Here is a 25,735-nt window from a genome sequence, read left to right as displayed (position 1 = left end):
CTTACTTGGACGCAACGGTCAGAGTCTGCGGGATGCCCGCATACTCTTCTTTCGCGTTGCCAAGCCACTCGGCATAGGCCTCTTCCGAGACGACTTTCACAGTGATCGGCATATAGGCGTGGGCGTTGCCGCACAGCTCGGAACACTGACCGAAGTACACGCCTTCTTTCTCGGCGGTGAACCATGTTTCCGCCAGACGGCCGGGCACGGCGTCCTGTTTCACACCGAAGGCAGGCATCGCCCAGGAGTGGATCACGTCGGAACCGGTGACCTGAACAACGATGGTCTGACCGACAGGGATCACAACGGCGGTATCGGTCGCCAGCAGGAACTGCTGTTCGGTATAGCCGGCCGCTTCAAGCTGCGCGATCACTTCAGGTGTTTTGCGGTTTTCGCCGCCAACAGCCGGTGCACCGATCATATAGCTGTCGAAGCCAAAGCCCTCGTCGACATATTCATAGGACCAGTACCACTGGTTGCCGGTCGCTTTGATGGTCAGGTCGGCCTGCGGGATTTCCTGCTGACGGAACAGGATCGGCAGCGAATAGGCCCCGATCAGCACCAGAATCACGATCGGTGCGACGGTCCAGAGGATTTCAACCGGCGTGTGGTGTGTGAAGGATGCGGCAACGGGGTTGCGCTTGCGGTTATAGCGGATCGCCACCCAAAGGATCAGACCGGTCACGAAGATGGTGATCAAGGTGATGATGATCAGGATCAGGTGGTCCAGATCGTGGATGTCTTGCGCGACGCGGGTCACGGCTGGCTGAAAGCCCATCTTGCCGTCTACCGGCTCACCAATGATTTCCAGCCCGTCGATGCGAAGGTTTTCCTGCGCCATTACTGGCACGGCGGAAAAAGCGGCCATGAGACCCGAAAAAGAGAGAAGATGTTTCATATGTCGTCCTGATCTTGTGACCATTGATAAGCGAATCCCAGCAGCACCCCGCAATTGGAGGCAGCTGTCCCGTTGTAATCTGTACGCTTACAATCATATTCTAACTTCAAGATAAAGACTTCTGCTTGCGTCAAACGGACGCGAAGCGATTTTTATGACACGATTCAGGGAACATTTTTATGAGCCAGCCGCCTTTCAACCCCTTTGAGGCGCAGCTTGACCGTGACGCCGCGCTGTCCATCCTGCGCGACGCTGTGGCAGGTGCCGACGACGGGGAACTGTTTTTCGAACGCCGGCGGTCTGAAGGGTTGGTGTTTGACGACGGGCGGCTGAAAACGGCCAGCTACGATGCCTCCGAAGGCTTTGGCCTGCGGGCGGTGCGGGGCGATGTCTCTGGCTATGCCCACTCGACCGAGATCACCGAAGCCGCCCTGCGCCGCGCAAGCGAAACGGCACGGCTGGCCGTGGGTGCGGGGGGCGGCACATGGGCGGATGCGCCAGCCGCGACCAATCAAAAGCTCTATACCGACGAAGATCCGATCGCGGGCGCGGCCTTTCCCGTCAAGGTCGACACCCTGCGCGAGATCGACGATTTCGCCCGCAGCCTTGATGCGCGTGTCGTGCAGGTTTCTGCCTCTATCTCTGCTTCTATCCAGGAGGTCGAGATTCTGCGCCCCGAGGGCACCTCTGTCCGCGATGTGCGCCCGATGACGCGGGTGAACGTGTCGGTGATCGTCGAACAGGATGGCCGCCGCGAAAGCGGGACCGCCGGTGGCGGCGGGCGTGTCGGGCTGGACGGACTGTTGGACCCCGCCGACTGGCAGGCCAAAACGCGCGAAGCCCTGCGCATCGCCTGCGTCAACCTGCGTGCCGTGCCTGCGCCTGCGGGCGTCATGGATGTTGTGCTTGGCCCCGGCTGGCCCGGCATCCTGCTGCACGAGGCCATCGGTCACGGATTGGAAGGAGATTTCAACCGCAAGGGCTCAAGCGCCTTTGCCGGCCTCATGGGCCAACGCATCGCCGCCAAAGGCGTGACGGTGCTGGATGATGGCACCCTCCCCGACCGGCGCGGGTCTATCTCTGTTGATGACGAAGGCACGCCCTCGGCCAAGAATGTGCTGATCGAGGACGGTGTGCTGGTAGGCTATATGCAGGACCGGCAGAACGCCCGGCTGATGGGCGTGGCCCCAACCGGCAATGGCCGCCGCGAATCCTATGCCCACACCCCGATGCCGCGCATGACCAACACCTATATGCTGGGCGGTGACGTGGCCCCCGGTGATATCGTCGCGGACCTCAAGGACGGCATCTATGCGGTCGGTTTTGGCGGCGGGCAGGTGGATATCACCAACGGCAAGTTCGTTTTCTCCTGCACCGAAGCTTACCGTGTGCGCAATGGCGTGGTCGGCGACCCCGTCAAAGGGGCCACGCTGATCGGAGACGGGGCCACGGCGCTGCAACAGATCCGCGCCATCGGCAATGATCCCGCGCTGGATCCGGGCATGGGCAACTGCGGCAAGGCGGGCCAATGGGTGCCCGTGGGCGTTGGACAGCCCACATTGATGATCGGCGGCCTGACCGTCGGCGGTGCCGCTGCCGCCTAAGTGAAAACGGATTACCGGAATGCACTTAGGTGCTTCGGTGATCCGAGACAGCTTGGCACGTAGAAGAAGATTATTACTTCGGATTATACCTTCGCCGTTCACGTTTCGTTAAGCAGCTTTGCCTAAAGCTGGTGATGCAACGGACGGAGACGCGGGATGACTGACAGGAACAACACTCCTTCCTCTTCCACGCCCCCCTTGGTCCCACCCACCCTGGAAGACGACAGCTTTGCGCGGCTTCGTCTGTTGCGCTCGCGCCGTGTCGGCGTTGTCACCTATTACCGCATGCTGCGCGACTACGGCACAGCGCGTGCCGCGCTTGCGGCATTGCCCGACGTCGCCCGCGCCGCAGGTGTGAAAGACTATCGCATCTGCCCCGAGAATGTCGTGCACGCAGAGCTGCGCGCGGCAAAGGCCGCGAACGCGCGCTTGATTGCCCATGATTGCGCAGCCTACCCCCCTCATCTGGCAGAGCTTGACGACGCCCCCCCGTTTCTATGGGCAATCGGAGATATCGAGCTGCTGCACCGCCCCTTGGTGTCGATTGTGGGCGCGCGAAACGCCTCATCGCTCGGGACGCGCATGGCCCGCGCCTTGGCATCCGGCTTGGGAGAGGCGGGGTTTACCGTCGTCTCCGGATTGGCGCGGGGGATTGATGCCGCGGCACATCTGGCGACGCTCGACACCGGCACAATCGCGGTGCAAGCGGGGGGCGTCGATGTGATCTATCCGGTAGAGAATACGACGCTTGCCCAAGATATCGCGGCCCAAGGGCTGCGCATTTCGGAACAACCGATGGGGCTGCAACCGATGGCGCGGCATTTCCCCAGCCGCAACAGGATCATCGCAGGGCTAAGCCGCGCAACGGTCGTGGTCGAAGCGGCGGCAAAATCCGGCAGCCTGATTACCGCCCGTGACGCGCTGGATCAGGGGCGAGAGGTGCTTGCCGTGCCCGGCCATCCCTTCGATGCCCGTGCCGCGGGCTGCAACATGCTGATCCGTGACGGGGCGGCGCTGGTGCGCAATGCCGCAGATGTGATTGATCAACTGGGACCGGCAAAAGCTCCCGCCGCCAGCCCGCCCATTTCCCAAGCAGCCGCTCCCGCGCCCCAGCGCGACATTGCAGCGCTGCACACCGATATATTGTCACGCCTTGGCCCCAGCCCCGTTGCCGAAGACCAGCTGCTGCGCGATCTGGCGGTCGCACCGGGGATCGCCACACCTGTTCTGGTGGAGCTTGAGTTGAACGGGCATATCCTGCGCCATGCAGGCGGGCTGGTATCCCGCGCGGACTGAGCGTGACGCGGCCGCAGATCGGGGGCCAGCCCCCGCTTTGGAGACCCTCCAAAGCGCCCCCGGGATTTAGACCATCTGGAAGCCGGAACCCCGGCCGGATTACACCGTGAAACACCCCCTAAAAGGCGCTTTATAGCCCGTGTATCAAAGGGGGCGCGCTGTTCTGCGGATTGACAAACTTCGCTTCACGCCACATGTCACAGCATAAGCCACGCGAATTAATTTGATCCAAGGTGCCGAATTTTATGCCAGTTGTCGTCGTCGAATCACCTGCCAAAGCTAAAACGATCAACTCGTATCTCGGCAGTGATTACACCGTGCTTGCGTCCTACGGCCACGTCCGCGATCTGCCGCCCAAAGACGGATCGGTCGACCCGGAAAACGGGTTCGACATGACCTGGGAAGTCGCCGCCGCAAGCAAGAAACACGTCAAAGCCATCGCTGATGCGCTGAAAGACGACAACGCATTGATCCTCGCGACTGACCCTGATCGCGAAGGCGAAGCGATTAGCTGGCACCTGCAAGAGGCGCTCACCAAGCGCAAGTCGATCAAGAAGGATACGCCGGTCAGCCGCGTGGTGTTCAACCAGATCACCAAAAAGGCCGTGACCGAGGCGATGGCGAACCCGCGTCAGGTCGATATGCCACTGGTCGAGGCCTATCTGGCACGGCGCGCGCTGGATTATCTGGTGGGCTTCAACCTGTCGCCCGTCCTATGGCGCAAATTGCCCGGCGCGAAATCGGCGGGGCGGGTACAGTCGGTCACCTTGCGGCTGATCGTCGAGCGCGAGATGGAGATCGAGGCCTTCCGCAACCGCGAATACTGGAGCGTCAAGGCACTGGTCGCCACCCCGCGCGGGCAAGAGTTCGAGGCCCGTCTGGTGACGCTTGCCGGTAAGAAGCTGGACCGTTTTGATCTTGGCAATGAAACGCAAGCCGAGATGGCGGTGCAGGCGATCACCAGCCGTGATCTGACGGTTACCAGCGTCGAAGCGAAACCCGCGAGCCGCAACCCCTCGGCCCCGTTCATGACCTCGACCCTGCAGCAGGAAGCCAGCCGCAAGTTCGGCATGGGCGCACGCCAGACCATGAGCACAGCGCAGCGGCTCTATGAAGCCGGTCACATCACCTATATGCGGACCGACGGCATCGACATGGCCCCCGAAGCGATCACGATGGCACGGGACGCTATCTCGGACCGGTTCGGGGCGGAGTATGTCCCGTCCGAGCCGCGCATTTACAAGAACAAGGCCAAGAACGCGCAAGAGGCGCACGAATGTGTGCGCCCCACCGACATGACCAAAGATGCCGACGCGCTGAAACTGACCGAACCGGATCAACGCAAGCTTTACGACCTGATCTGGAAGCGCACGCTGGCCTGCCAGATGGAAAGCGCGCGTCTGGAACGCACCACGGTAGAGATCGGCAGCAAGGACGAACAGGTCGGGCTGCGCGCCACCGGTCAGGTGGTGAAATTCGACGGCTTCCTGCGCGTCTACGAAGAAGGCCGCGACGATGTCGTGGACGAGGATGACAAGCGCCTGCCGCAGATCACCCAAGGCGACAAGATGGACAAACGCGCCGTCACGCCAGAGCAGCACTTTACCCAGCCGCCCCCCCGCTACACCGAAGCGACATTGGTCAAGCGCATGGAAGAGCTGGGAATCGGGCGCCCGTCGACCTATGCCAGCGTTGTCACCACCATTCAGGATCGCGAATACGTTCGCAAGGAAGGCAACCGTCTGTTCCCCGAGGACAAGGGCCGTTTGGTGACGGCCTTCCTCGAGAATTACTTCCGCAAATATGTGGGCTATGATTTCACCGCCGATCTGGAAAACCAGCTTGATAAGGTGAGCGCGGCGGATGCCGACTATAAGGATGTGCTGGGCAGGTTCTGGCAGGATTTTTCGGCTGCGATTGCCGAAACCGCCGATTTGCGCATCACCGAGGTGCTGGAGAAGATCAACGAGGTACTCGAGCCGCATCTCTTCCCGCCCAATGAGGATGGCAGCGATCCGCGCCTGTGCCCCAACTGCGAGATCGGGCGTTTGTCCATGCGCACCGCACGGTCCGGCGGCGCGTTCATCGGCTGTTCTAACTACCCTGAATGCCGCTATACCCGCCCCTTCGGCCCGCCCGACCCCGAGGCCGAAGCCTCGGCTATTCCGCCCGACGGCAAACTGCTGGGCGAGGATATGGGCGACGAGATTCGCGTGTTCAAAGGGCGCTTCGGCCCCTATGTGCAGCGCGGCCCCGTCACCGAAGAGAACAAAAAACCGCCGCGTCAATCGGTGCCCAAGGACTGGCCAGCCGAAGAGCTGGAGCTGGAACGCGCTGTCATGCTGCTGTCGCTGCCGCGAGAGATCGGCCCGCACCCGGAAGATGGGGTGATGGTCTGGGCAAATATCGGGCGCTACGGCCCCTATATCAAACACGCCGACAGCACGTCGAACCGTGGCGGGACCAATGCCAACCTCGAAACACTGGACGAGGTGTTCACCGTTGGGATGAACCGCGCCGTGCAGCTTCTGGCCGAGAAAGTCGCCAGCCGTGGCGGGCGTGGCAAAGCGGCAAAACCGATCCGCGAGATGGGCGAACACCCTGATCTGGGTGGCGAGGTCAACATCATGGAAGGCAAATACGGGCCTTATGTGAAGTGGGAAAAAGTCAACGCTACCATCCCCAAAGAGGTTGAGCCTGCCGATCTGACCATGGAACGTGCGGTTGAGCTGATCGAGGAAAAGCTGGCGAAATCCCCTGCCAAGCGCAAAGCCGCAACCAAGAAGCCCGCAGCAAAGAAAACCGCTGCGAAAAAGGCTCCGGCCAAGAAAACGGCTGCCAAGAAGGCTCCCGCAAAGAAACCAGCGGCCAAAAAGGCACCCGCAAAATCGGCCACCGCACCGGAAGATTGAGAGCGCAACTCACATATTCATGAAATGACATATATGTGAGTTGCCCCGCCCTGCCCTTGCTGCTTTTACCTGTGACAATCGCCACGGTAGAAGGACATAAAGATGGCAGAGCAGACATTCTCAAGACGCGGGTTGATCCTGACAGCCGGCGCGGCGCTTTTCACGCCGGCCCTATTGCGCGCACAGACGCCGGTGCCAGAGATCGCGGCACCGGTACGTCATAACACCAACGGATTTTCCAGCCAGAACTGGCAGGACCACTTTGATACATTGGGCAAAGCCGCGATCGTGGCTGATACCTCTTCCCGCGCGCTGCACTATTGGGGCGGCGATGGCGAGACCTACAAGATTTACCCGACCTCCGTGCCCCGCAGCGACGAACTGACCAAACGCGGCTACACCCGCATTGTGCGCAAACGTGTCGGGCCCGACTGGACACCGACACCCAGCATGATCGAACGCGACCCCGATCTGAAGTATATGCCGCCCAGTCCGGACAACCCGCTTGGCACCCATGCGATGTACCTCAGCTGGCCCGCCTATCTGATCCACGGCACCCATGACACGCGCAAGATCGGGCGGCAAAGCTCTGACGGGTGCATCGGGCTTTACAACCACATGATCGAGGCGCTGTACCAGATTGCCCCCATCGGCACGCAGGTACGCATCGTCTGACCTCGCTGCGGGCTGCACTGACCCCGCGACGACAGCTGCCCACCCGACGCAGGGTGGGCGCACATTCCCCCGAATTTTCCGGCAAGCACCACTGGTACCGCTGACATTAGCGTCGGCGGTTTGACACGTTGGTTACGCCGCGTCATAGAAGTCGTATAACGATAATACGACAGGGCCGTGAGCCTCTCTTGAAAGGAGCCGGAATGAAGAAAATCTATGGAAGCGCTGCCGAGGCGCTGGAAGGCGTGCTGCACGATGGCATGCTGATCGCAGCGGGAGGCTTTGGCCTTTGCGGTATTCCCGAACTGCTGCTGAACGCGATCCGGGACGCGGGCACCAAGGATTTGACCTTTGCCTCGAACAATGCGGGCGTAGATGATTTCGGCATCGGTATCTTGTTGCAGACCAAGCAGGTCAAGAAAATGATCAGCTCTTACGTCGGCGAGAACAAGGAATTCATGCGCCAGTATCTCGGCGGCGAGCTTGAGCTGGAATTCAACCCGCAAGGCACCTTGGCCGAACGTATGCGTGCGGGTGGCGCGGGCATCCCCGGTTTCTATACCAAAACCGGCGTTGGCACCGTGATCGCCGAAGGCAAAGAGCACAAGGATTTCGACGGCGAGACCTATATCCTTGAGCGCGGCATCGTTGCGGATCTGGCGATCGTGAAAGCCTGGAAAGCGGATGACACTGGCAATCTGGTGTTCCGCAAAACTGCGCGCAACTTCAACCCGCCAGCGGCCATGTGTGGCAAGATCTGCATCGCCGAGGTCGAAGAGATCGTTCCCCGTGGCAGCCTTGGCGGCGACGCGATCCACCTGCCCGGCATCTATGTGCACCGCATCATTCAGGGTGATCACGAGAAACGTATCGAACAGCGCACAGTGAGGACGGCATAATGGCTTGGGATCGCAATCAAATGGCGGCACGCGCCGCGCAGGAACTGCAAGACGGTTGGTATGTGAACCTTGGCATCGGGATTCCGACGCTGGTGTCCAACTACATCCCCGAGGGGATGGATGTGACGTTGCAGTCGGAAAACGGCATGTTGGGCATGGGGGCTTTCCCCATCGACGGCGAAGAAGACGCCGACCTGATCAACGCGGGCAAGCAGACCATCACCGAGCTGGATCGCACCTCGTATTTCGACAGCTCGACCTCCTTCGGGATGATCCGCGGCGGCAAGATCGCCATGGCCATTCTGGGCGCGATGGAAGTGGCTGAAAACGGCGACCTCGCCAACTGGATGATCCCCGGCAAGCTGGTCAAAGGCATGGGCGGCGCGATGGATCTGGTCGCGGGTGTGGGCCGCGTTGTGGTGGTCATGGACCACGCCAGCAAGCATGGCGACAGCAAGGTGCTGAAAGAATGTACCCTGCCGCTCACCGGTAAGAACGTTGTCGACCGCATCATCACCAATCTGGGTGTGCTGGATGTCGTTGAGGGCGGGCTGAAGATCGTTGAATGCGCCGATGGCGTCACGGAAGACGAACTGCGCGCCGCGACCGAAGCGACAATCGTCTAATCTGCTGGCACGATGAACAACAAGGGGCGCAGCCAGCGATGGCCGCGCCCCTTTTAACATCCGGCCCCGAACTGGTGTCAGTTCATCGCCGCAAAGACACATCCGTCCGAGATCAGCTCGGGCGGGGTCTGGCACAGGCCCTTGGCGACCTGAAAAGCGGCCAGCACCTTGGGCACATAGTCACGGGTTTCGGCAAAAGGCGGCACGCCCGCGTGCTTGTGCACGGACCCTTCGCCCGCGTTATAGCCCGCCAGCACCAAGATCGGATCGCGGTCAAATTCGCCCATCAGCCAATCCAGGTATTTTACGCCGCCCGCGATATTCTGCGTCGGGACCATACTATCGGTTACCCCAAAGCGCGTCGCTGTATCAGGCATCAGCTGCATCAACCCCTGCGCCCCCGCCCCGCTGATGGCATCGGGCCGTCCTGCAGATTCAACCGTGATCACCGCGAGCACAAGCGCAGGTGACACCTGTGTCCCGATGGTAGAGCGGAGGATGTCGATCCCGTTGGCCTTGGCGATCTCTTGCATCTGTTGCATGCGTGGCGCGGGGATTTTGCTGCTGGCCGTTGCCAGCGTGACCATCGCGGCCTCCAGCCGGCCCGGGCCAGATTTCTCGACCGCCGGAGAGACACGATCCCAGAACCAATCATATTGCCCCGGTGACGCTGGCACGATGGCACCGGAGTCGGTTGCGACAACCTCGGGTACGTCGTCGGCCTTGGGTTCGATAAAGACATTGATCCGATTGGTACTGCCCGGCTTGGGCGGCTTCACACGTTTTGCCTCGAACTTCGGAAACGGCTTGGGCGCGTCTGCCCAGACAGCCGAGGCCGCCAGCATCCCCACCATCAAAGATACGGTCATTCGTCGAAACATCGCTGCCTGCACTGATTATTTAATGCTCTTTTTCAGCAATCTCGCACGGAAACCTTCGCCAAACCAACCAAACATGGCAGGGAACATGGCGATTTCGCCATAATTGATGCAATCCTGCCCCGCTTCACATCAAGGATAACAAAAAATGAAGACGGAAAATCTTTTCGTATCAGCGGGCTACAATAATTCTGCCAAAAACCGGCCCTGAAAAACGAAATGTCACAATTGCCGCCAAATTCGTGCCCCATTCACAAGGCTATATAGGCTCATACCAAGTCAGCCAGATGCGGAATTGAGAGAGAAGCATCGAAACGGACGACAGGGTTGAGATTGAAAACTTTATGATCCTTGGAGGGACATACCATGATGAACTTTATCAAGAACTTCAAAAACGACGAATCCGGCGCTGTGACTGTTGACTGGGTTGTTCTGACCGCCGCCGTTGTTGGCCTGGCCGTCGCAGCTTACACCTCGATCGAAACAGGCGCAAAAGATCTGACAGCGAAAACAAGCACGTATATGGGAACCCAAGATCCGGCGACGAAAAAGTAATATAGCGCCCTTGCGGCAACGATGCCTGCACCCGAGGTGGCCGCATTCCGCAAAACGGAATGCGGCCTAACGTGTACTTAAACTTTCATCAAGCAAGGCAACACAATGATCACAAAGCTTCTTAAATTCTGGCAAAGCCCAAGCGGTGCGGTCACAGTTGACTGGGTTGTTCTTTCTGCCGCCGTCGTATCTCTGGCTGTTCTCATTGTCGTCAGCATGACCACCGGAACTGTAGACTTGGCAGACAAAGTGATGACACAGACGCCGGGCGACATCTAACCCAATCCAGCACTATAATGACCCAGCTTGGTCGCGGATTATCCATAGTCTGAACACAATCACCGCCTATCCATTGGTATAAGTTTCGCGCCGCGTCTTGGGACCGGCACACACTCAAGAGAGGTAAGTAACATGCGGATGGTTTTTGGACTGGTCCTGCTCGCCGGTATCGCTTTGGCAGGTGGTGCTGTGTATCTGGCAAAGGGCCGCATCAGTGAATATCAACGCGCCAACCAACAGGCCCAAGAGGCTTTGGCGCAGATCGTGCCAACGGTTGGTGTATATGTGGCCAACGGGCCGCTAAAATACGGGCAGCGCCTGACCCGCGAAGATGTGCGGCAGGTAAAATGGCCCGAGGATGCGATCCCCGAAGGCACGTTTATAGAAGAAGCAGCGCTTTTCCCCGAAAACAGCGATGACCTGCGTGTCGTGCTGCGTGCGATGGAAAAAGACGAAGCCATTATGGCGGTGAAGGTGACCGAACCCGGTGCCGATACCGGCCTCACCTCGCAGCTGGAACGGGGCAGCCGTGCTTTCGCGATCCGCGTCGATGTATCAAGTGGCGTCTCGGGCTTCCTGCGCCCCGGTGACCGTGTCGATGTCTACTGGACCGGCCGCATCAACCGAGGCGGCAACGATCGCGCCGATACCGGAGACGTGACCAAACTGATCGAGGCAGGCGTCAAGATCATCGCGATCGACCAAAGCGCCGGCGGCGAACGCAGCGAAGCCGCCATTGCGAATACTGTGACTGTTGCCGTTCAGCCCTATCAAGTTGCCGCATTGGCACAGGCTCAATCGACGGGTGACCTATCCCTCTCGCTCGTCGGGGCAGAGGATGACACCGTCGCCGGCGAGATCGAAGTCGACCAGCGCCGCCTGCTCGGCCTGACGGAAGAAACGGTCAAAGTCGAAACAACTACAGAAAAAGTCTGCACCATCCGGACCCGTCGTGGTGCCGAAGTGGTCGAAATCCCGATCCCCTGCACCAACTGATCTGCTTGTCAGGCAGGGCAAATACGGACCTCAACACCGCCGCGCATCACTTTGCGCGGCGTTTTGCCATTTCGGATATGTTGCTGTTAATCCACATATACCCGCCACCCCCTGTCATTGATTCTTGCAAAAAAACGCAAAGGACCGCACAGTGTCGCAAACGGCGGGCGCAAAGACCCTATTTTGAGGCGTGATCACAAAGGCAGGTCACATGAAAATCGATAAGTTTATTAAAGCAGCCCTATTGGGACTGACCATTGGCGCGATGCCATTTGCATTGACTGCGCCGATCGACGCGCAGGCCAACACACTCCGTGTGGTCAAAAAGGGCACCAACCGTGTGTTGGAAGTCCCGATGAACCGCGCGGTTGTGGTTGAAAGCGACATCCCCTTTGCCGAGCTTAGCATCGCCAACCCGGGGATCGCGGATATCTCATCCCTCTCCGATCGCACCATCTATGTGCTGGGCAAATCCCCTGGCCTGACCACGCTGACCCTGCTGGATGCGGCCGGTCAGCTGATCACCAACGTGGATGTGCGCGTCGCGGCGGATGTCTCTGAATTCAAGGAACGCCTGCGGCAGATCCTGCCCGGCGAAAAGATCGAAGTGCGCACAGCCAACGACGGTATCGTTCTGTCGGGCATCGTGTCGTCGACCCAACGCCTGCAGCGCGCCCTTGATCTGGCCGAACGCTACGCGCCAGAACGCGTCTCCAACCTGATGAGCGTCGGCGGCATCCAGCAGGTGATGATGAAAGTCCGCTTTGCCGAGATGAGCCGATCTGTCTCCAAATCCTTAAGCGCGTCGCTCGCGTTGAACGGGCTGGTGGGCAATGATCTTGCGATCAACGGCGGGACCAATACGACAAATACATCAGGCGCGATTGCAAACTCTCTTGGCGGCACGACACCTGCGTCCAATAGCAACGCAGGCGCGGTACTGTTCGGCTTTAACGCAGGGTCCACCCAAGTCGGCCTGCTGCTTGAAGCCCTGGAGCAGAAGGGCGCCGTACGCTTCCTTGCCGAACCGAACCTCGTCGCGCTGTCCGGGCAAGAGGCGACGTTCCTTGCCGGTGGCGAATACCCCGTGCCTGTCGCCCAGACCGGCGACCAGATTTCGGTGCAGTACAAACCCTTCGGCGTAGAGATGAGCTTTATCCCCCGTGTCGTGGATAAAGACCTGATTAACCTCGAACTTAAAGCCGCTGTATCGGCGATTGATGCCAGCAACAGCGTGTCCTTGGGCAATGGTTTCGACATCTCGGCCTTTACCCGCCGCGAAACCTCGACCACGGTTGAAATGCGCGACGGCGAAAGCTTTGCGATCGCGGGTCTGCTGACCGACGATTTCACCGATAACTCCAGCCAGCTACCCTGGATCGGCGATGTGCCTGTATTGGGCGCGTTGTTCCGCAGCGCGAACTATCAGCGCAGCCAGTCCGAACTGGTGATCATTATCACGGCCCATCTCGTGACCCCCACCCGCGGCGAGGCTTTGGCCCTGCCCACCGACCGGATCAAACCGCCCACGGAAAGCGAATTGTTCCTGTCAGGTCGCACGTCCAAAGGCAGCACAGCGCCCACCAAAGGGGCGGCTGGCGAGGTTGCCAAACAGGACTTTAGCGGGTCATATGGCTATGTATTGGATTGATCAGATGACTTCAGCGATCCCTTCGACAGGCAAAATCACCGGGTTATGCGCCGCTTTGGCGATGACCGTAGCAGGCTGCGTCAGCAGCCCTGATCCGGTCTATACCCAGTTCCACCGCGAAGCAGGATCCCTGACCGATCTGGGCACCTTCGGAAACGCCACGCTGAACAACCGTTTGGTGATGACAGGCGAACGCCAGTACACCTTCGATCTGGCCAACCGCTTTGCCGGCGAAGTCGAATCCACGGTGACCTTTGCCTTTAACTCGGCCCAGCTGGACGGGGCCGCGCAGGCTGTGCTGCGGCGCCAAGCGGGATGGATCCGCCAGTTCCCCGAGGTCCGGTTCCGCGTGTATGGCCATACCGATGCCGTCGGTTCGAACAGCTACAACAAGGCGTTGGGCCTGCGCCGAGCACAATCCGTTGTTGCGTTTCTGTCAACGCAAGGCATCAGCCGCAGCCGTCTTGAGGCCGTTGTTTCCTTTGGCGAAACACAGCCGTTGATCGTGACACAAGGCCGCGAACGGGCGAACCGTCGCACCGTGACCGAAGTCAGCGGCTTTGTCGGGCGACATCCCACCGTACTGGACGGCAAATACGCGCAGATCATCTATCGCGATTACGTTGCCAGCGCCGTGCCACCGACTCAGCTATCGGGCGGCGCAACATCGACCGGTACCACGACGGAATAACCGGATAAAAGATACCTCGTGAAAGGCCTGATCGTCGCTGACGGTCGGGCCTTTTGCGTTTCAATCCGGCAAATCCCTGCGGATCGTTTCAAAAGACCAAACAATAGAAACTATTTAGCCCCAATCTTGCCCAACTTGGCAGGGATATTCACTGCAATAGGACAGTTGCGCCCGGCCACCGTGGTCTGACGCAGGGGACCGCAAGGCAAAGAACAGGGCGACGCCCGATCAGCCCTTGCCGCGCCCCAAAGAGAAGAAGGGGAAGTTTAGGTATGAGCAGCAGTATGCCACAGATTGACGCACCACAGATCATCGCCTGCACTGTCAGCCGTGATGTACAGAACTTTGACCTGCTGATCGAGGATATGGAATCAGCTTTGGGCGAAGCCTGGGGTGATCTCGGCTTTTCTGAAAGCCTCGCTTTTTTCAGCCAGCCCGAAGCGGCGACGCTCGAGCTGATTGCACTGGCGCTTGATTCCGAGGACGAAGAGAACCTGCCGATGATGTCCGAAATCATCTCGCAGGCGAAATCCCGTCATATCAAGGTGATCCTGATCGCCGAAGACATGTCCCCGGCCTCGCTCCATTCCCTGTTGCGTCAAGGTGCGGATGAATTCGTCCCCTACCCGCTGCCCGAAGGCGAATTGGCGGCGACCATCGAACGTCTGCGCGCAGGCCCCGAGCCCACAGCCGAACATATCGAGGCAGGCCCCAAGCTGAAACCCGGTGCCGATAAAGACGGCGCGGTGATCGTGGTACATGGTTTGGCCGGTGGCACCGGTGCGACCAGCATGGCCGTTAATATGGCGTGGGAACTGGCGACCTCCGACAAAAAGAACCCGCCAAAGGTCTGCCTGCTGGATTTCGATCTGCAGTTCGGGGCCGTGGCGACCTATCTGGACCTGCCGCGCCGCGAAGTCGTCTATGACATGCTGATCGAGACAGACGAGATGGACGAGGAAAGCTTTGGTCAGGCTCTGCTGACCTATGAAGACACGCTTCAGGTGCTGACCGCCCCCGCCGATATGCTGCCGCTTGATCTGATCACCTCGGAAGATGTGACGCGGATTCTGGATATGGCGCGCAACCAGTTCGACTACGTTGTTGTCGATATGCCGTCGACGCTGGTGCAATGGACCGAAACCGTGCTGAGCAATGCGCATGTCTATTTTGCCATGCTCGAACTGGATATGCGCTGCGCGCAAAACGCCCTGCGTTTCAAACGCGCGCTGCAATCCGAAGAGCTGCCGGTCGAAAAGCTGCGCTATGTCATGAACCGCGCGCCGAAATTTACCGACCTTAACGCCAAAGCGCGGGTCAAACGGATGGCAGAAAGCCTTGGTATTTCCATCGACGTGCAGCTGCCTGATGGCGGCAAGCAGGTGACGCAGGCCAACGACCACGGTCTGCCGCTCGCCAATACCGCCGCCAAGAACCCGCTACGTCGCGAGATCGCAAAGCTCGCGTCTTCTATCCACGACCTCAAGGCTGACGAAGCCAAAGCCGCCTGATCCGGCCCAAGCGCCAGATAATTTAGAAAGAGTATTCAGATGTTCTCGAAGTATAAAAAGCCAGGTGACGTTGCCGTAGCCACACCCGCCCCAAAGGCGAAGGCTCCCGCGCCCCAGCAACAGCCAGAGGAAGCGGTCGCGCCCAAACCCGCCAGCATGCGCCGCGTGGCTCAAGCCGCAACCGTCGCCCCGCAGGACCGCGACGTGAAGCGCAAGCAACGCATGAGCGACATCAAGCTCGAACTGCACCGTGCCCTGCTTGAGAACCTGAACCTCGCCGCCCTTGAACACGCCTCGGAGCAGGATCTGCGCAGCGAGATCAACGAAATCTCGACCGAGATTCTGGCCGAGAAATCCATCGTGTTGAACCGCGAGGACCGCGTTCAACTGAACTCCGAACTGTATGACGAGGTGACCGGCCTTGGTCCGCTGGAAACGCTGCTGAAAGACGACAGCGTCAACGATATTCTGGTCAACGGCCCGCAACAGATCTTTGTGGAACGCGCGGGTAAACTGCAGCTGACCGACGTGACCTTCAAAGACGAAAAGCACCTGCTGCGGATCATCGACAAGATCGTTTCCGCCGTTGGCCGTCGCGTCGATGAAAGCAACCCTTATGTCGATGCGCGCTTGAAAGACGGCTCGCGTTTCAACGCTATGGTCCCGCCGATTGCCGTGGACGGCAGCCTTGTCTCCATTCGTAAGTTTAAGAAAGACAAACTGGGCATTGATGATCTGGTAAGCTTTGGGGCCTTCTCGGAAGAGATGGCAGCCTATCTGCAAGCCGCCGTCGCCACCCGTCTGAATATCATCGTCTCGGGCGGTACAGGTTCTGGTAAAACCACCACGCTGAACGCGCTGTCATCGTTTATTGCCAACGATGAACGTATCCTGACCATCGAAGACACCGCCGAACTGCAACTGCAACAGACCCATGTGGGCCGCATGGAAAGCCGCCCGCCCAACGTTGAAGGCAAGGGCGAGGTATCCCCGCGCGACTGTCTGAAAAACGCCCTGCGGATGCGGCCTGACCGGATCATCGTCGGCGAGACGCGCGGCGAGGAAGTGATCGACATGCTGCAGGCGATGAACACCGGCCACGACGGGTCGATGACCACGATCCACGCCAACTCTGCCCGCGATGGTGTCAGCCGTCTGGAAAACATGATCGCCATGGCCGGTATCGAAATGCCGCTGAAAGCGGTCCGCAGCCAGATCTCGTCGGCTGTGAACCTGATCGTACAAGCGTCGCGCTTGCAGGACGGGTCGCGCCGCATGACGTCGATCACCGAAATCACCGGGATGGAGGGCGACGTGATCTCTATGCAGGAAATCTTCCGCTTTCAGCGCGTCGGCCTGACCCCCGAAAACAAGATCATCGGCCACTTCACCGGCACCGGCGTGCGCAGCCACTTCTCTGAACGTTTCAAGATGTGGGGCTATGACCTGCCATCGTCGATCTATGAACCCGTTGTGGTCAAGTAAGGATTATCAATCATGAGTGCAGAACCCATTATCTATGGCCTGATCTTCGTCGGTGTCCTTGTGCTGGTCGAAGGGCTGTATCTGGTCGCTTTCGGTAAATCCATCAGCCTCAACAGCAAGGTCAACCGCCGGCTTGAAATGCTGGAAAAAGGGGCCCGCCGCGAAGAGGTTCTGGACAAGCTGCGCAAGGAAATGCAGCAGCACATGGATAATAAATCCATTCCGGTCTATTCCCTGCTCGCCGAGAAAGCACAAAAGGCCGCGATCGCCTTTGCGCCGAAACAGCTGATCATGATCATGGCCGGCCTTTCGGTCGTCGCCTTTCTGGGGCTGACCATCGGCACCAATACCGAAGTGCCCGTGCGCATCCTGATCTCTGTCGGGATCGGTGTCGGTGCCGTATTCTTCTGGATCTCGTCTAAAGCGAAAAAGCGTATGGACATGATCGAAGAGCAGCTGCCTGACGCGGTGGAACTGATGGTGCGGTCGTTGCGCGTGGGCCACCCTTTTACCAGCGCGATCTCTATCGTGTCCAAGGAAATCCAGGACCCGCTGGCGTCGGAATTCGGCGTGATCGCCGATGAAACCGCCTACGGCCGCGACATTGGCGAGGCGCTCAAAGATATGGCCGAACGGCTTGATATGCAGGATTTGCGCTTCCTCGCCGTGGCCGTGACCATCCAGCAGCAATCGGGCGGTAACCTTGCTGAAATCCTTGCGGGGTTGGCCAAGGTCATCCGCGCCCGCTTCCGCCTGTTCCGCCGCGTGCGCGCCATCACCGCCGAAGCGAAATGGTCCGGCAAGTTCCTGTCCGCCTTCCCGATCCTCGCGCTGATCGTGATCAAACTCGGTGACCCGCATTACTATGACGAAGTCATGACCCACCCGCTGTTCATCCCCGGCTGTATCGCGGTTGTCCTGTTCCTATCGCTTAACCTCATCGTCATGCGCAAGCTGACCGATATCAAAGTCTAAGGGGGCCTCACTGTGAATTTCCTCAACTCACTCGACACCGCACTTGGTCCCATGGGCTGGATCGCCATTCTGGGCGCATTGGGCTTGACCATGGTGGGCGCAACGCTTGTCATGATCCTGCGCCAGCCCGAAGACCCTTTGGCCAAGCTCAAGCGTAGCCAGACCGAGGCTGCCGATGCAGGCAAGCAACAGCGCCTGCGCCAGTCGGACCGCAACGAGAAGCTGCAAAAATTCGCCAAGTTCCTCGAACCTGAAGACGTGGAAGAGCTAAGCGCCAAGGCGCTGCTGCTGCGTCAGGCGGGCTATAGCTCGCGCGATGCGGTACGGTTCTTTCACTTTGCCCAGATGGCGCTTGGCATTGCCGGGCTGGTGATCGGCACCGTCTACATCAACTTCCTTGGCGGCGGCGAAGGCATGACCACCAACAAGATGATGCTGTATACCGTGGGGCCCGGCGGCATCGGATATTTCCTGCCACGCTATTGGGTGACCCGCCGCGTCGCCGAGCGGAAAGAGGAAATCACACGCGGTTTTCCCGATGCGCTGGACATGATGCTCGTCTGCGTCGAAGCTGGCCAGTCGCTTGATCAATGTATCGTCCGTGTGGCCCGCGAATTGCGCGCCTCCTACCCTGCGCTGGCGGAAGAGTTCGAAATCGTCGCCTATGAGATGAAGGCCGGTAAAGACAAGGTCAGCGTGCTGAACGCCATGGGCGAACGCTGCGGTGTGCAAGATGTGTCGTCCTTTGTGACGGTGCTGGTACAATCCGCCGCCTTCGGCACATCCATCGCCGATGCGCTGCGGGTCTATGCCGCCGAGATGCGCGACAAACGCGTGATGCGCGCCGAAGAGGCCGCAAACAAGTTGCCAACCAAGATGACACTTGCCACAATGATGCTGACCGTTCCTCCGCTGCTGATCATCCTGGTCGCGCCATCGGTGATGAACATTACCAAACTAGGTCAGTAAGGCTCTGCATGATCCACATTCCCAAGCGCGCGTTACCCTTCAGGCTCGCGCTTTGTATGACCCTGATCGCCGGATTGGCCGCTTGCTCTGCAGGCGGTCTTTCCGCGTTTGGGGGCAAGCGCGCCAGCCCTGACAACCCCTTTGCCCCCGGTGTCAACACCCGCAAGGACGCCGAAGACGGGGTAGAGGTCGCCCATCGTCTGATGCGCGCGGGCGAATATGAACTGGCCATCCGCGCCTTCAACCGCGCCGCGCTCGCCTCCCAGTTGGACGCCGAAATCCTGTCGGGACTGGGCAGCGCCAACCTTGGGCTGGGGCGATTGGGTCAGGCGGAAAAGCTGCTGCGCGACGCTGTAGAAAAGGACGAAACCCACCCCGAGGTCTGGAATAATCTCGGCGTTGTGTTGATGGAACGCGGCAAACTCGCCGAAGCCCAGCTGACCTTTCGCAAGGCCTATGCGCTCGATAATGGCGAAAGTGACGCAATCCGTGACAATTTGCGCTTAGCACTCGCAAAATCGGAAAACTCTGTTACGATCCCGGATCAAGAAGACAGTTATAAATTGGTGCGGCGCGGCTCGGGCGACTATCTGGTTCGGCCAGCATCATAACGAGGCAGAGCAGTAAAAGGACGCAAAAATGCGCCACCCTATCCTATTGGCCGCCTGCATTGCAGGCGTCGTCGCAGTAGCAGGCTGCGGCAAGAAATCCGGCGAGGATACCGTCACCCGTGCCTTCCAGGACGTGAACGTCGTGGATGAAAGCAACCTCAACGATGTGATGCTGACAGTGGCCGACCCGAACGAGGCGGTCAGCTATTTCACCCGCACCGCGCAGGAAAACCCCGACCGCATCGACATCCAGCGCAGCTTGGGCAAGTCCCTGATCCGCGCCAAACGCAACCAAGAGGCCGCATCCGTCTGGGGCAAAGTTGCCGCTTCCAAGGATGCCACCCCCGACGACAAGGTTGACTACGCCGATGCGCTGATCCGCGCGGGCGATTGGGCCAAAGCGGAAAAGACGCTGGATTCCGTCCCCCCCACCCATGAAACCTACAACCGTTACCGGCTTGAGGCGATCGTCGCTGACAGCAAGCAGGAATGGGACAAGGCCGACAGTTTTTACGAGATCGCCATTGGTCTGACCACCAAGCCCGGGTCGGTCATGAACAACTGGGGCTACTCCAAACTGACGCGCGGCGACTATCAGGCTGCCGAACGCCTTTTCGGCGAGGCTGTGAAACAGGATTCAACGCTGTTTACCGCCAAGAACAACCTGATCCTCGCCCGTGGCGCGCAACGTGAATACAGCCTCCCCCCGATCGAGATGGACCAGACCGAGCGCGCGCAACTGCTGCACACCCTCGCCCTCTCCGCGATCAAGAAGGGCGACGTTGAAACCGGCAAAGGGCTGCTGCGCGACGCCATCAGCACCCACCCGCAGCACTTCGAGGCCGCCGTCCGGTCGCTGCGCGCGCTGGAAAACGCGGGCTAACGCGTGGAGATCACCAGCTACGCAGCGCTGTGGTTCCTGCCCTTCGCGCTGCCCCTTTGTGCCTATACGATCTACACCGATCTGGCCTTTATGCGGATCACCAATGTCACGGTGATCGCATTGGCCGCCGTGTTTGTGCTGATCGGCCCGATTACCCTGCCCTTTGACAGCTACCTCTGGCACCTGCTGGCGATGGTGGTGGCGCTTGTTGTGGGCATCTTCATGAACGCAGGCGGGCTGATGGGCGCGGGGGATGCGAAATTCATCGCCGCCGCCACACCCTTTATCGCGCTCGGGGATGTGCGCTTTGTCTTGGCGCTGTTCATGGCGACGCTGGTTGCCGCCTATATCATTCACCGCGCCGCCAAATATTCTCCCCTGCGCAAGCTTGCCCCGCAATGGGTCAGCTGGCACGAAGCCAAGAAATTCCCCATGGGCCTCGCCCTTGGAACTGTGCTTGCCGCATATTTAATGCTCGGTGCCTACTTCGGGGCCTGATTTTGCCATATTCAACCGCTACGCCTTGGGGCACGCCCGTGTCCCCATGAAAGAAGTCTTCATGAATATGCAAACCAGCGCCGTCATGGCCCCCCCTCCGCCGCGCACCATCCAAGAGATGAAGCTGCCCGTGGTGATGATGCGCGACATCATGATCAAGACAATGTTCCGCAAGAATGTCACCATGGTCAGCGAGCTCGCAGCGGCGATCTGCCTGCCGCTTCAGGTCACGCAGGAACTGGTGGATCTGTCGCGCGAACAGCGCCTTCTCGAAGCGACGGGCACGCTTAACGCGAATAACGGCAATGAAATGGGCTACCAGTTGACCGACCTGGGCAAGGCCCGCGCGCTGGATGCCTTGGCGCAATCGGAATACTTCGGCCCGATGCCCGTGCCGCTTGATGTCTACCGCGAACAGATCAAGCGCCAGTCCGTGCGCAACATGCAAATCACCCGCGCAAAGCTCGAAGCGGCGATGGGCCATCTGGTGCTCCCGTCCGAGCTGATCGGCAACCTTGGCCCAGCCGTGACGGCCGGTCGCTCCATCCTGATGTACGGCCCCCCCGGCAATGGTAAATCAAGCATCTCCAATGGGATTCGCGACGCGCTTGGTGACCGGATCTATGTCCCCCGTGCGATTGAATATGCCGGTCAGGTGATCACGGTCTATGACCCCATCGTGCACACCGCCATTTCCGAAGAGAAACAAGACCCGAAATCCCTGCGCCGCGTGACGCGCTTTGACACCCGCTATGTCAAATGCGAACGCCCCACGGTGATCACCGGGGGCGAACTGACGCTCGATATGCTTGATCTGGTCTACAACCCCACCGCACGGACCTATCAGGCCCCGCTGCAGCTGAAATCCACCGGCGGCATCTTCATCGTCGACGACCTTGGCCGACAGGCAGAATCGCCACAGGCGCTGGTCAACCGCTGGATCGTGCCGCTGGAAGAAAACAAAGACATCCTCGCCCTGCAATCCGGCGAGAAGTTCGAAGTTCCCTTCGACACGCTGGTGGTCTTCTCCACCAACTTCCACCCCAATGAGATCTTCGACCAGGCCGCCCTGCGCCGGATCTTCTTCAAGATCAAGATCGACGGGCCCAATCAGGAAAACTTCCTCAAGATCTTTGCCATGGTCGCCAAGAAAAGAAACATCAAACTGGACGAGGCGACGCTGATCCATTTGCTGAAAACAAAATACCCCACGATCAACAATGTCTTCGCCAACTATCAGCCGATCTTCCTGATCGACCAGATGATTTCCATCTGCGATTTCGAAGGTATCCCGCACCAGATGCGCCCTGATCTGATTGACCGTGCTTGGGCCAATATGTTCGTCGAGGATGAAACCATCGTCAGGTAGCACCGCGCTCGACACCGGCGCGGGCATCCGCTTCATTTTGCCAGATAAACTCCGGGGGTGCGGGGGCTGGCCACCGCGTGCAAACAGCCTATCTTGCACCCCATGCAGACCCTGCCCCCCAAGTTCTCCGACTGGTTCGCCACCAAAGGCTGGTCCATCCACCCCCACCAGCAAGACATGCTGGACCGCGCCGACGCGCCCGCGCTGCTGTTGATCGCGCCGACGGGGGGCGGCAAGACGCTGTCGGGTTTTCTGCCCACGCTGGTCGATCTGGCCGAGGGCGATCACGACGGCATGCACACGCTCTATATCTCGCCGCTCAAGGCGCTGGCCGCGGATATCAAGCGCAACCTCACCACCCCGGTGACGGAAATGAGCCTCCCCATCCGGATCGAGGACCGCACCGGCGACACCTCGCAAACGCGCAAACGCCGGCAACGCGCCGACCCGCCTCATATCCTGCTGACCACCCCCGAAAGCCTTGCGCTGTTGACCTCCTACGAGGATGCACCGCGCATGTTCAAAGGGCTCAAACGTGTCGTGATCGACGAGATCCACGCGCTGGCCGACAGCAAGCGGGGCGACCAGCTGATGCTGGCACTGGCGCGGCTGCAACGCCTGTGTCCGGGGCTGAAACGGGTGGGCCTGTCCGCCTCCGTCGAAGATCCCGCCGCCATCGCGCATTTCATGGCGCGTCACCCCGACCCCTGCCCGATCCTGCTGGCTGATCCCGGCCCGCCGCCCGACATCCGGATGCTGCGCACGGACGCGGCCCCGCCGTGGTCCGGCAATGGAGCTGCCTATGCGATTCCGGCGGTGCTCGACCAGATACGCCAGCATAAAACCACCCTGATCTTCCACAATACCCGCGCTCAGGCCGAGATTTTCTTTCACAATCTCTGGCTCGCCAACGAAGACAGCCTACCCATCGGCATCCACCACGGCTCGCTCGATCGGCAGCAACGCGAACGGGTCGAAGCCGCGATGGTGCGCGGTGATCTACGCGCGATTGTCTGTACCGGCAGCCTTGATCTGGGGATCGACTGGGGCGATGTCGATCTCGTGATCCAGATCGGTGCCCCGAAGAATGTCAAACGGCTGGTCCAGCGCATCGGGCGGGCCAACCACCGCTATAACGCGCCCTCCAAAGCGCTGCTGGTGCCTGCAAACCGGTTCGAGGTGGTCGAATGTGTCGCCGCCCTCGACGCCGTATTGGCAGGCGATCTTGACGGCGACCCGCGCGGCCCCGGCCCTCGCGATGTGTTATGCCAGCATATCCTGATCACCGCCTGCGCCGGCCCCTTCGACGCCGACGCGCTCTATGCCGAGGTGACCTCGGCCGGGGCCTATGCCAGCCTCAGCCGGGCCGCCTTTGACGCCTGCCTCGATTTCTGTGCCACAGGCGGCTACGCCCTGCGCGCCTACGACAGATGGCAACGTCTGATGTGCACCAACGGCAAATGGCACCTGCGCGACCCCCGCAGCAGCCAACGTATCCGTATGAACATCGGTACCATTCAGGACACGGACACGCTGAAGGTCCGCATGAAACGCAACCGCGGCGGTGCCCCTTTGGGCGAAATCGAGGAAGGTTTCGCCGCCTCGCTCAGCGCGGGCGACACCTTCCTGATCGGCGGCCAGATCGTCAAATACGAAGGGCTGCGGGAAATGACCGTAGAGGTCAGCCGCTCCGCCGCCAAGAAACCACGCGTCGCCACGTTCATGGGCACTAAATTCGCCACCTCGACCCAGCTCTCCGCCCGCGTGCAACGCATGTTCACCCAAGACAGCTGGCCCGAGCTGCCGCGCCACACGGCCGAATGGCTGACCCTGCAACGCGAGGTCAGCCAACTGCCGCAACCGGGCCGACTGCTGATCGAAAGCTTCCCCCATGAGGGCCGCGCCCAGACGGTCTTCTACGGCTTTGCCGGTCGCAACGCGCAGCAAACGCTCGGCCTGCTGCTGACAAAACGGATGGAGGAACTGGGCCTCAACCCCCTGGGCTTCGTCGCCACCGATTATGCCACGCTGATCTGGGGGCTGGATCCGGTCGACAACCCCGCCCCGCTCGTTGATGCCACAGCCCTGCATGACGGGTTGGACCATTGGCTGGCCGGCAATGCGGTGATGAAACGCACGTTCCGCGCCGCCGCCACCATCGCAGGGCTGATCGAACGGAACACTCCCCAAGCCCGTAAGTCTGGCCGGCAGGCGACCTTCAGCTCTGATATCATGTATGACACCTTGCAGAAATACGAACCCGATCACCTCCTGCTCGATATCACCCGCGAAGAGGCCCTGCGCGGGCTGGTCGACTTTGGCCGGATCGAGGAAATGCTGCATCGTATCAAGGGCCGGATCGACCACCGTATCCTCGACCGTGTCAGCCCCCTGTCCGCACCGCTGTTTTTGGAAATGGGTCGCGTGCCGGTCAAGGGGCAGGCAGAAGAGCGCCTGCTGGCCGAGGAATCCGCGCGGTTGATGCAAGCCTCCGGCCTCGCACAGATCACACCCGCGCCGGATAACATCCCCCTCAAACGGCGCTAGACGTGGCAATCGCTGCGCAGCTGAGTATTTTTGAAAGGGTGAATTAACCTTCGCTTAGCTATTTTGCCCCATGATCACCCCGCGGTACAGGCTGGAGAGCCGATGACCGCAAAGGGTGAAGACGCCCCCACGCCCCTCGGGATCAGGCGGGGGCGTCTTCCGCTTCACCCTTTTTCAAATACTCCTGCGCCCCGCCATAGGCGCGTCCATCGGCCAGCGCCCCTTGCGCCCGCGGGCAAACTTGGTGATGAACGCAGCATGAACATCGGGTATGAATTCGACTTTTGCGGCGCGCGGCTGACGGCGCTTGGCTCTGGTGCTTTGTGGTGGGCAGATCACGGGTTGCTCTGCGTGTCCGACCTGCATCTTGGCAAAGCCGAACGGATTGCGCGGCGCGGCGGCACGGCGCTTCCCCCTTACGAGACGATGGACACGTTGACCCGGCTTGCGGCGGCGCTTGACCGTGTACCCGCGCGCGTCGTGATGTGTCTGGGCGACAGTTTCGACGATCTTCACGCGGCCCATGCCCTGCCCGAGCCAGCGCGGCTGACGCTGGCGCGGCTGCAGGCGGGCCGGCAGTGGCTGTGGGTAGAGGGCAACCACGACCCCGGCCCCGTCGAACTGGGGGGGGAGCATCTGGCCGAGCTTGTGATCGGCCCCTTGCAGTTCCGGCATATCGCGCAGGAAAGCGCGCAGGCCGAGGTTTCGGGGCATTATCACCCCAAGGCTCGGCTGCGGCTGCGCGGGCGGTCGGTGACGCGTCCGGCCTTCCTGTATGACGACCGACGGCTGATCATGCCCGCCTTTGGCACCTATACCGGCGGGTTGTACAGTGACGCGCCGGTGCTACAGGCATTGATGGGTCCGCAGGCCTGCGCCATACTTACCGGACCGCAGCCCACCGCGATCCCCATGCCGCGCTAGTCG

General features: G+C 60.2%; 23 protein-coding genes. 21 read left to right on the top strand and 2 right to left on the bottom strand.

Going from position 1 to position 25,735, the window contains the following annotated elements:
• Position 1: 1 nt before the first annotated feature.
• On the bottom strand, positions 2-898 hold the full coding sequence (gene coxB, locus ACNQ62_RS15840; RefSeq protein ID WP_418095249.1) for a cytochrome c oxidase subunit II: 897 nt from the start codon (positions 896-898) through the stop codon (positions 2-4).
• Positions 899-1,077: 179 nt separating this feature from the next.
• On the opposite strand from coxB, the gene tldD reads away from it, so the two are divergent.
• The 6 genes from tldD to ACNQ62_RS15810 all read left to right on the top strand — a co-directional run bounded on the left by tldD (position 1,078) and on the right by ACNQ62_RS15810 (position 8,910).
• The gene (tldD, locus tag ACNQ62_RS15835; RefSeq protein WP_005851686.1) at positions 1,078-2,502 is read left to right on the top strand and encodes a metalloprotease TldD; all 1,425 of its coding nucleotides are present in this window, start codon (positions 1,078-1,080) and stop codon (positions 2,500-2,502) included.
• A 156-nt stretch (positions 2,503-2,658) separates the two neighbouring features.
• Complete coding sequence (gene dprA, locus ACNQ62_RS15830; protein WP_418095248.1) at positions 2,659-3,798, top strand: DNA-processing protein DprA; 1,140 nt, start codon at positions 2,659-2,661, stop codon at positions 3,796-3,798.
• Between the two features lie 245 nt (positions 3,799-4,043).
• Positions 4,044-6,710, top strand: a complete 2,667-nt coding sequence (gene topA, locus ACNQ62_RS15825; RefSeq protein ID WP_418095247.1) for a type I DNA topoisomerase — start codon at positions 4,044-4,046, stop codon at positions 6,708-6,710.
• Between the two features lie 102 nt (positions 6,711-6,812).
• Complete coding sequence (locus tag ACNQ62_RS15820; protein WP_418095246.1) at positions 6,813-7,385, top strand: L,D-transpeptidase; 573 nt, start codon at positions 6,813-6,815, stop codon at positions 7,383-7,385.
• A 203-nt stretch (positions 7,386-7,588) separates the two neighbouring features.
• The gene (locus tag ACNQ62_RS15815; protein ID WP_005851680.1) at positions 7,589-8,284 is read left to right on the top strand and encodes a CoA transferase subunit A; all 696 of its coding nucleotides are present in this window, start codon (positions 7,589-7,591) and stop codon (positions 8,282-8,284) included.
• Positions 8,284-8,910 (top strand): 3-oxoacid CoA-transferase subunit B, encoded by a 627-nt coding sequence (locus ACNQ62_RS15810; protein WP_132997117.1) that lies wholly within the window; start codon positions 8,284-8,286, stop codon positions 8,908-8,910. The genes ACNQ62_RS15815 and ACNQ62_RS15810 overlap by 1 nt, the downstream gene beginning before the upstream one ends.
• Positions 8,911-8,987: 77 nt before the next feature.
• Here ACNQ62_RS15810 and ACNQ62_RS15805 read toward each other — a convergent pair whose 3' ends face one another.
• Complete coding sequence (locus ACNQ62_RS15805; protein WP_278375960.1) at positions 8,988-9,779, bottom strand: lytic transglycosylase domain-containing protein; 792 nt, start codon at positions 9,777-9,779, stop codon at positions 8,988-8,990.
• 375 nt (positions 9,780-10,154) lie between these two features.
• Here ACNQ62_RS15805 and ACNQ62_RS15800 point away from each other — a divergent pair, with 375 nt between their 5' ends.
• The 15 genes from ACNQ62_RS15800 (at position 10,155) to pdeM (ending at position 25,732) form a co-directional block, all read left to right on the top strand.
• On the top strand, positions 10,155-10,343 hold the full coding sequence (locus ACNQ62_RS15800) for a Flp family type IVb pilin (RefSeq protein ID WP_064216187.1): 189 nt from the start codon (positions 10,155-10,157) through the stop codon (positions 10,341-10,343).
• A 105-nt stretch (positions 10,344-10,448) separates the two neighbouring features.
• On the top strand, positions 10,449-10,622 hold the full coding sequence (locus ACNQ62_RS15795) for a hypothetical protein (protein WP_162840119.1): 174 nt from the start codon (positions 10,449-10,451) through the stop codon (positions 10,620-10,622).
• 132 nt (positions 10,623-10,754) lie between these two features.
• The gene (gene cpaB / locus ACNQ62_RS15790) at positions 10,755-11,618 is read left to right on the top strand and encodes a Flp pilus assembly protein CpaB (protein WP_180828738.1); all 864 of its coding nucleotides are present in this window, start codon (positions 10,755-10,757) and stop codon (positions 11,616-11,618) included.
• A 211-nt stretch (positions 11,619-11,829) separates the two neighbouring features.
• The gene (locus tag ACNQ62_RS15785; protein ID WP_037943338.1) at positions 11,830-13,269 is read left to right on the top strand and encodes a type II and III secretion system protein family protein; all 1,440 of its coding nucleotides are present in this window, start codon (positions 11,830-11,832) and stop codon (positions 13,267-13,269) included.
• On the top strand, positions 13,256-13,960 hold the full coding sequence (locus ACNQ62_RS15780; protein ID WP_037943337.1) for an OmpA family protein: 705 nt from the start codon (positions 13,256-13,258) through the stop codon (positions 13,958-13,960). Before ACNQ62_RS15785 ends, ACNQ62_RS15780 begins: the two co-directional genes overlap by 14 nt.
• Before the next feature lie 272 nt (positions 13,961-14,232).
• Positions 14,233-15,471: an AAA family ATPase gene (locus ACNQ62_RS15775; RefSeq protein WP_037954165.1), complete on the top strand. Its 1,239-nt coding sequence runs from the start codon at positions 14,233-14,235 to the stop codon at positions 15,469-15,471.
• Between the two features lie 39 nt (positions 15,472-15,510).
• Positions 15,511-16,956 carry a CpaF family protein gene (locus ACNQ62_RS15770; RefSeq protein WP_037943335.1) on the top strand — a complete coding sequence of 482 codons (1,446 nt, stop codon included), beginning with the start codon at positions 15,511-15,513 and terminating at the stop codon, positions 16,954-16,956.
• Between the two features lie 12 nt (positions 16,957-16,968).
• Positions 16,969-17,931 carry a type II secretion system F family protein gene (locus tag ACNQ62_RS15765; protein WP_005851670.1) on the top strand — a complete coding sequence of 321 codons (963 nt, stop codon included), beginning with the start codon at positions 16,969-16,971 and terminating at the stop codon, positions 17,929-17,931.
• Between the two features lie 12 nt (positions 17,932-17,943).
• Positions 17,944-18,900: a type II secretion system F family protein gene (locus ACNQ62_RS15760; RefSeq protein ID WP_373276849.1), complete on the top strand. Its 957-nt coding sequence runs from the start codon at positions 17,944-17,946 to the stop codon at positions 18,898-18,900.
• Positions 18,901-18,956: 56 nt separating this feature from the next.
• Positions 18,957-19,511 (top strand): tetratricopeptide repeat protein, encoded by a 555-nt coding sequence (locus tag ACNQ62_RS15755; RefSeq protein WP_005851668.1) that lies wholly within the window; start codon positions 18,957-18,959, stop codon positions 19,509-19,511.
• Positions 19,512-19,539: 28 nt separating this feature from the next.
• Positions 19,540-20,394 (top strand): tetratricopeptide repeat protein, encoded by an 855-nt coding sequence (locus ACNQ62_RS15750; RefSeq protein WP_005851667.1) that lies wholly within the window; start codon positions 19,540-19,542, stop codon positions 20,392-20,394.
• 3 nt (positions 20,395-20,397) lie between these two features.
• Positions 20,398-20,892, top strand: coding sequence for a prepilin peptidase (locus ACNQ62_RS15745; RefSeq protein WP_418095245.1), 495 nt, complete (start codon positions 20,398-20,400; stop codon positions 20,890-20,892).
• A gap of 61 nt (positions 20,893-20,953) precedes the next feature.
• Positions 20,954-22,261, top strand: coding sequence for a hypothetical protein (locus ACNQ62_RS15740; RefSeq protein ID WP_005851665.1), 1,308 nt, complete (start codon positions 20,954-20,956; stop codon positions 22,259-22,261).
• Between the two features lie 102 nt (positions 22,262-22,363).
• Complete coding sequence (locus tag ACNQ62_RS15735; protein ID WP_418095244.1) at positions 22,364-24,808, top strand: ligase-associated DNA damage response DEXH box helicase; 2,445 nt, start codon at positions 22,364-22,366, stop codon at positions 24,806-24,808.
• A gap of 258 nt (positions 24,809-25,066) precedes the next feature.
• Positions 25,067-25,732, top strand: coding sequence for a ligase-associated DNA damage response endonuclease PdeM (pdeM, locus tag ACNQ62_RS15730; protein WP_260004880.1), 666 nt, complete (start codon positions 25,067-25,069; stop codon positions 25,730-25,732).
• Positions 25,733-25,735: the final 3 nt, after the last annotated feature.

It is taken from the genome of Sulfitobacter sp. SBS6, from assembly GCF_048285585.1.
GTDB classification, from domain to species: domain Bacteria; phylum Pseudomonadota; class Alphaproteobacteria; order Rhodobacterales; family Rhodobacteraceae; genus Sulfitobacter; species Sulfitobacter pontiacus.
Note: the sequence above shows the minus strand (reverse complement) of the source record. Positions and strands in the feature narration are given on the sequence as shown.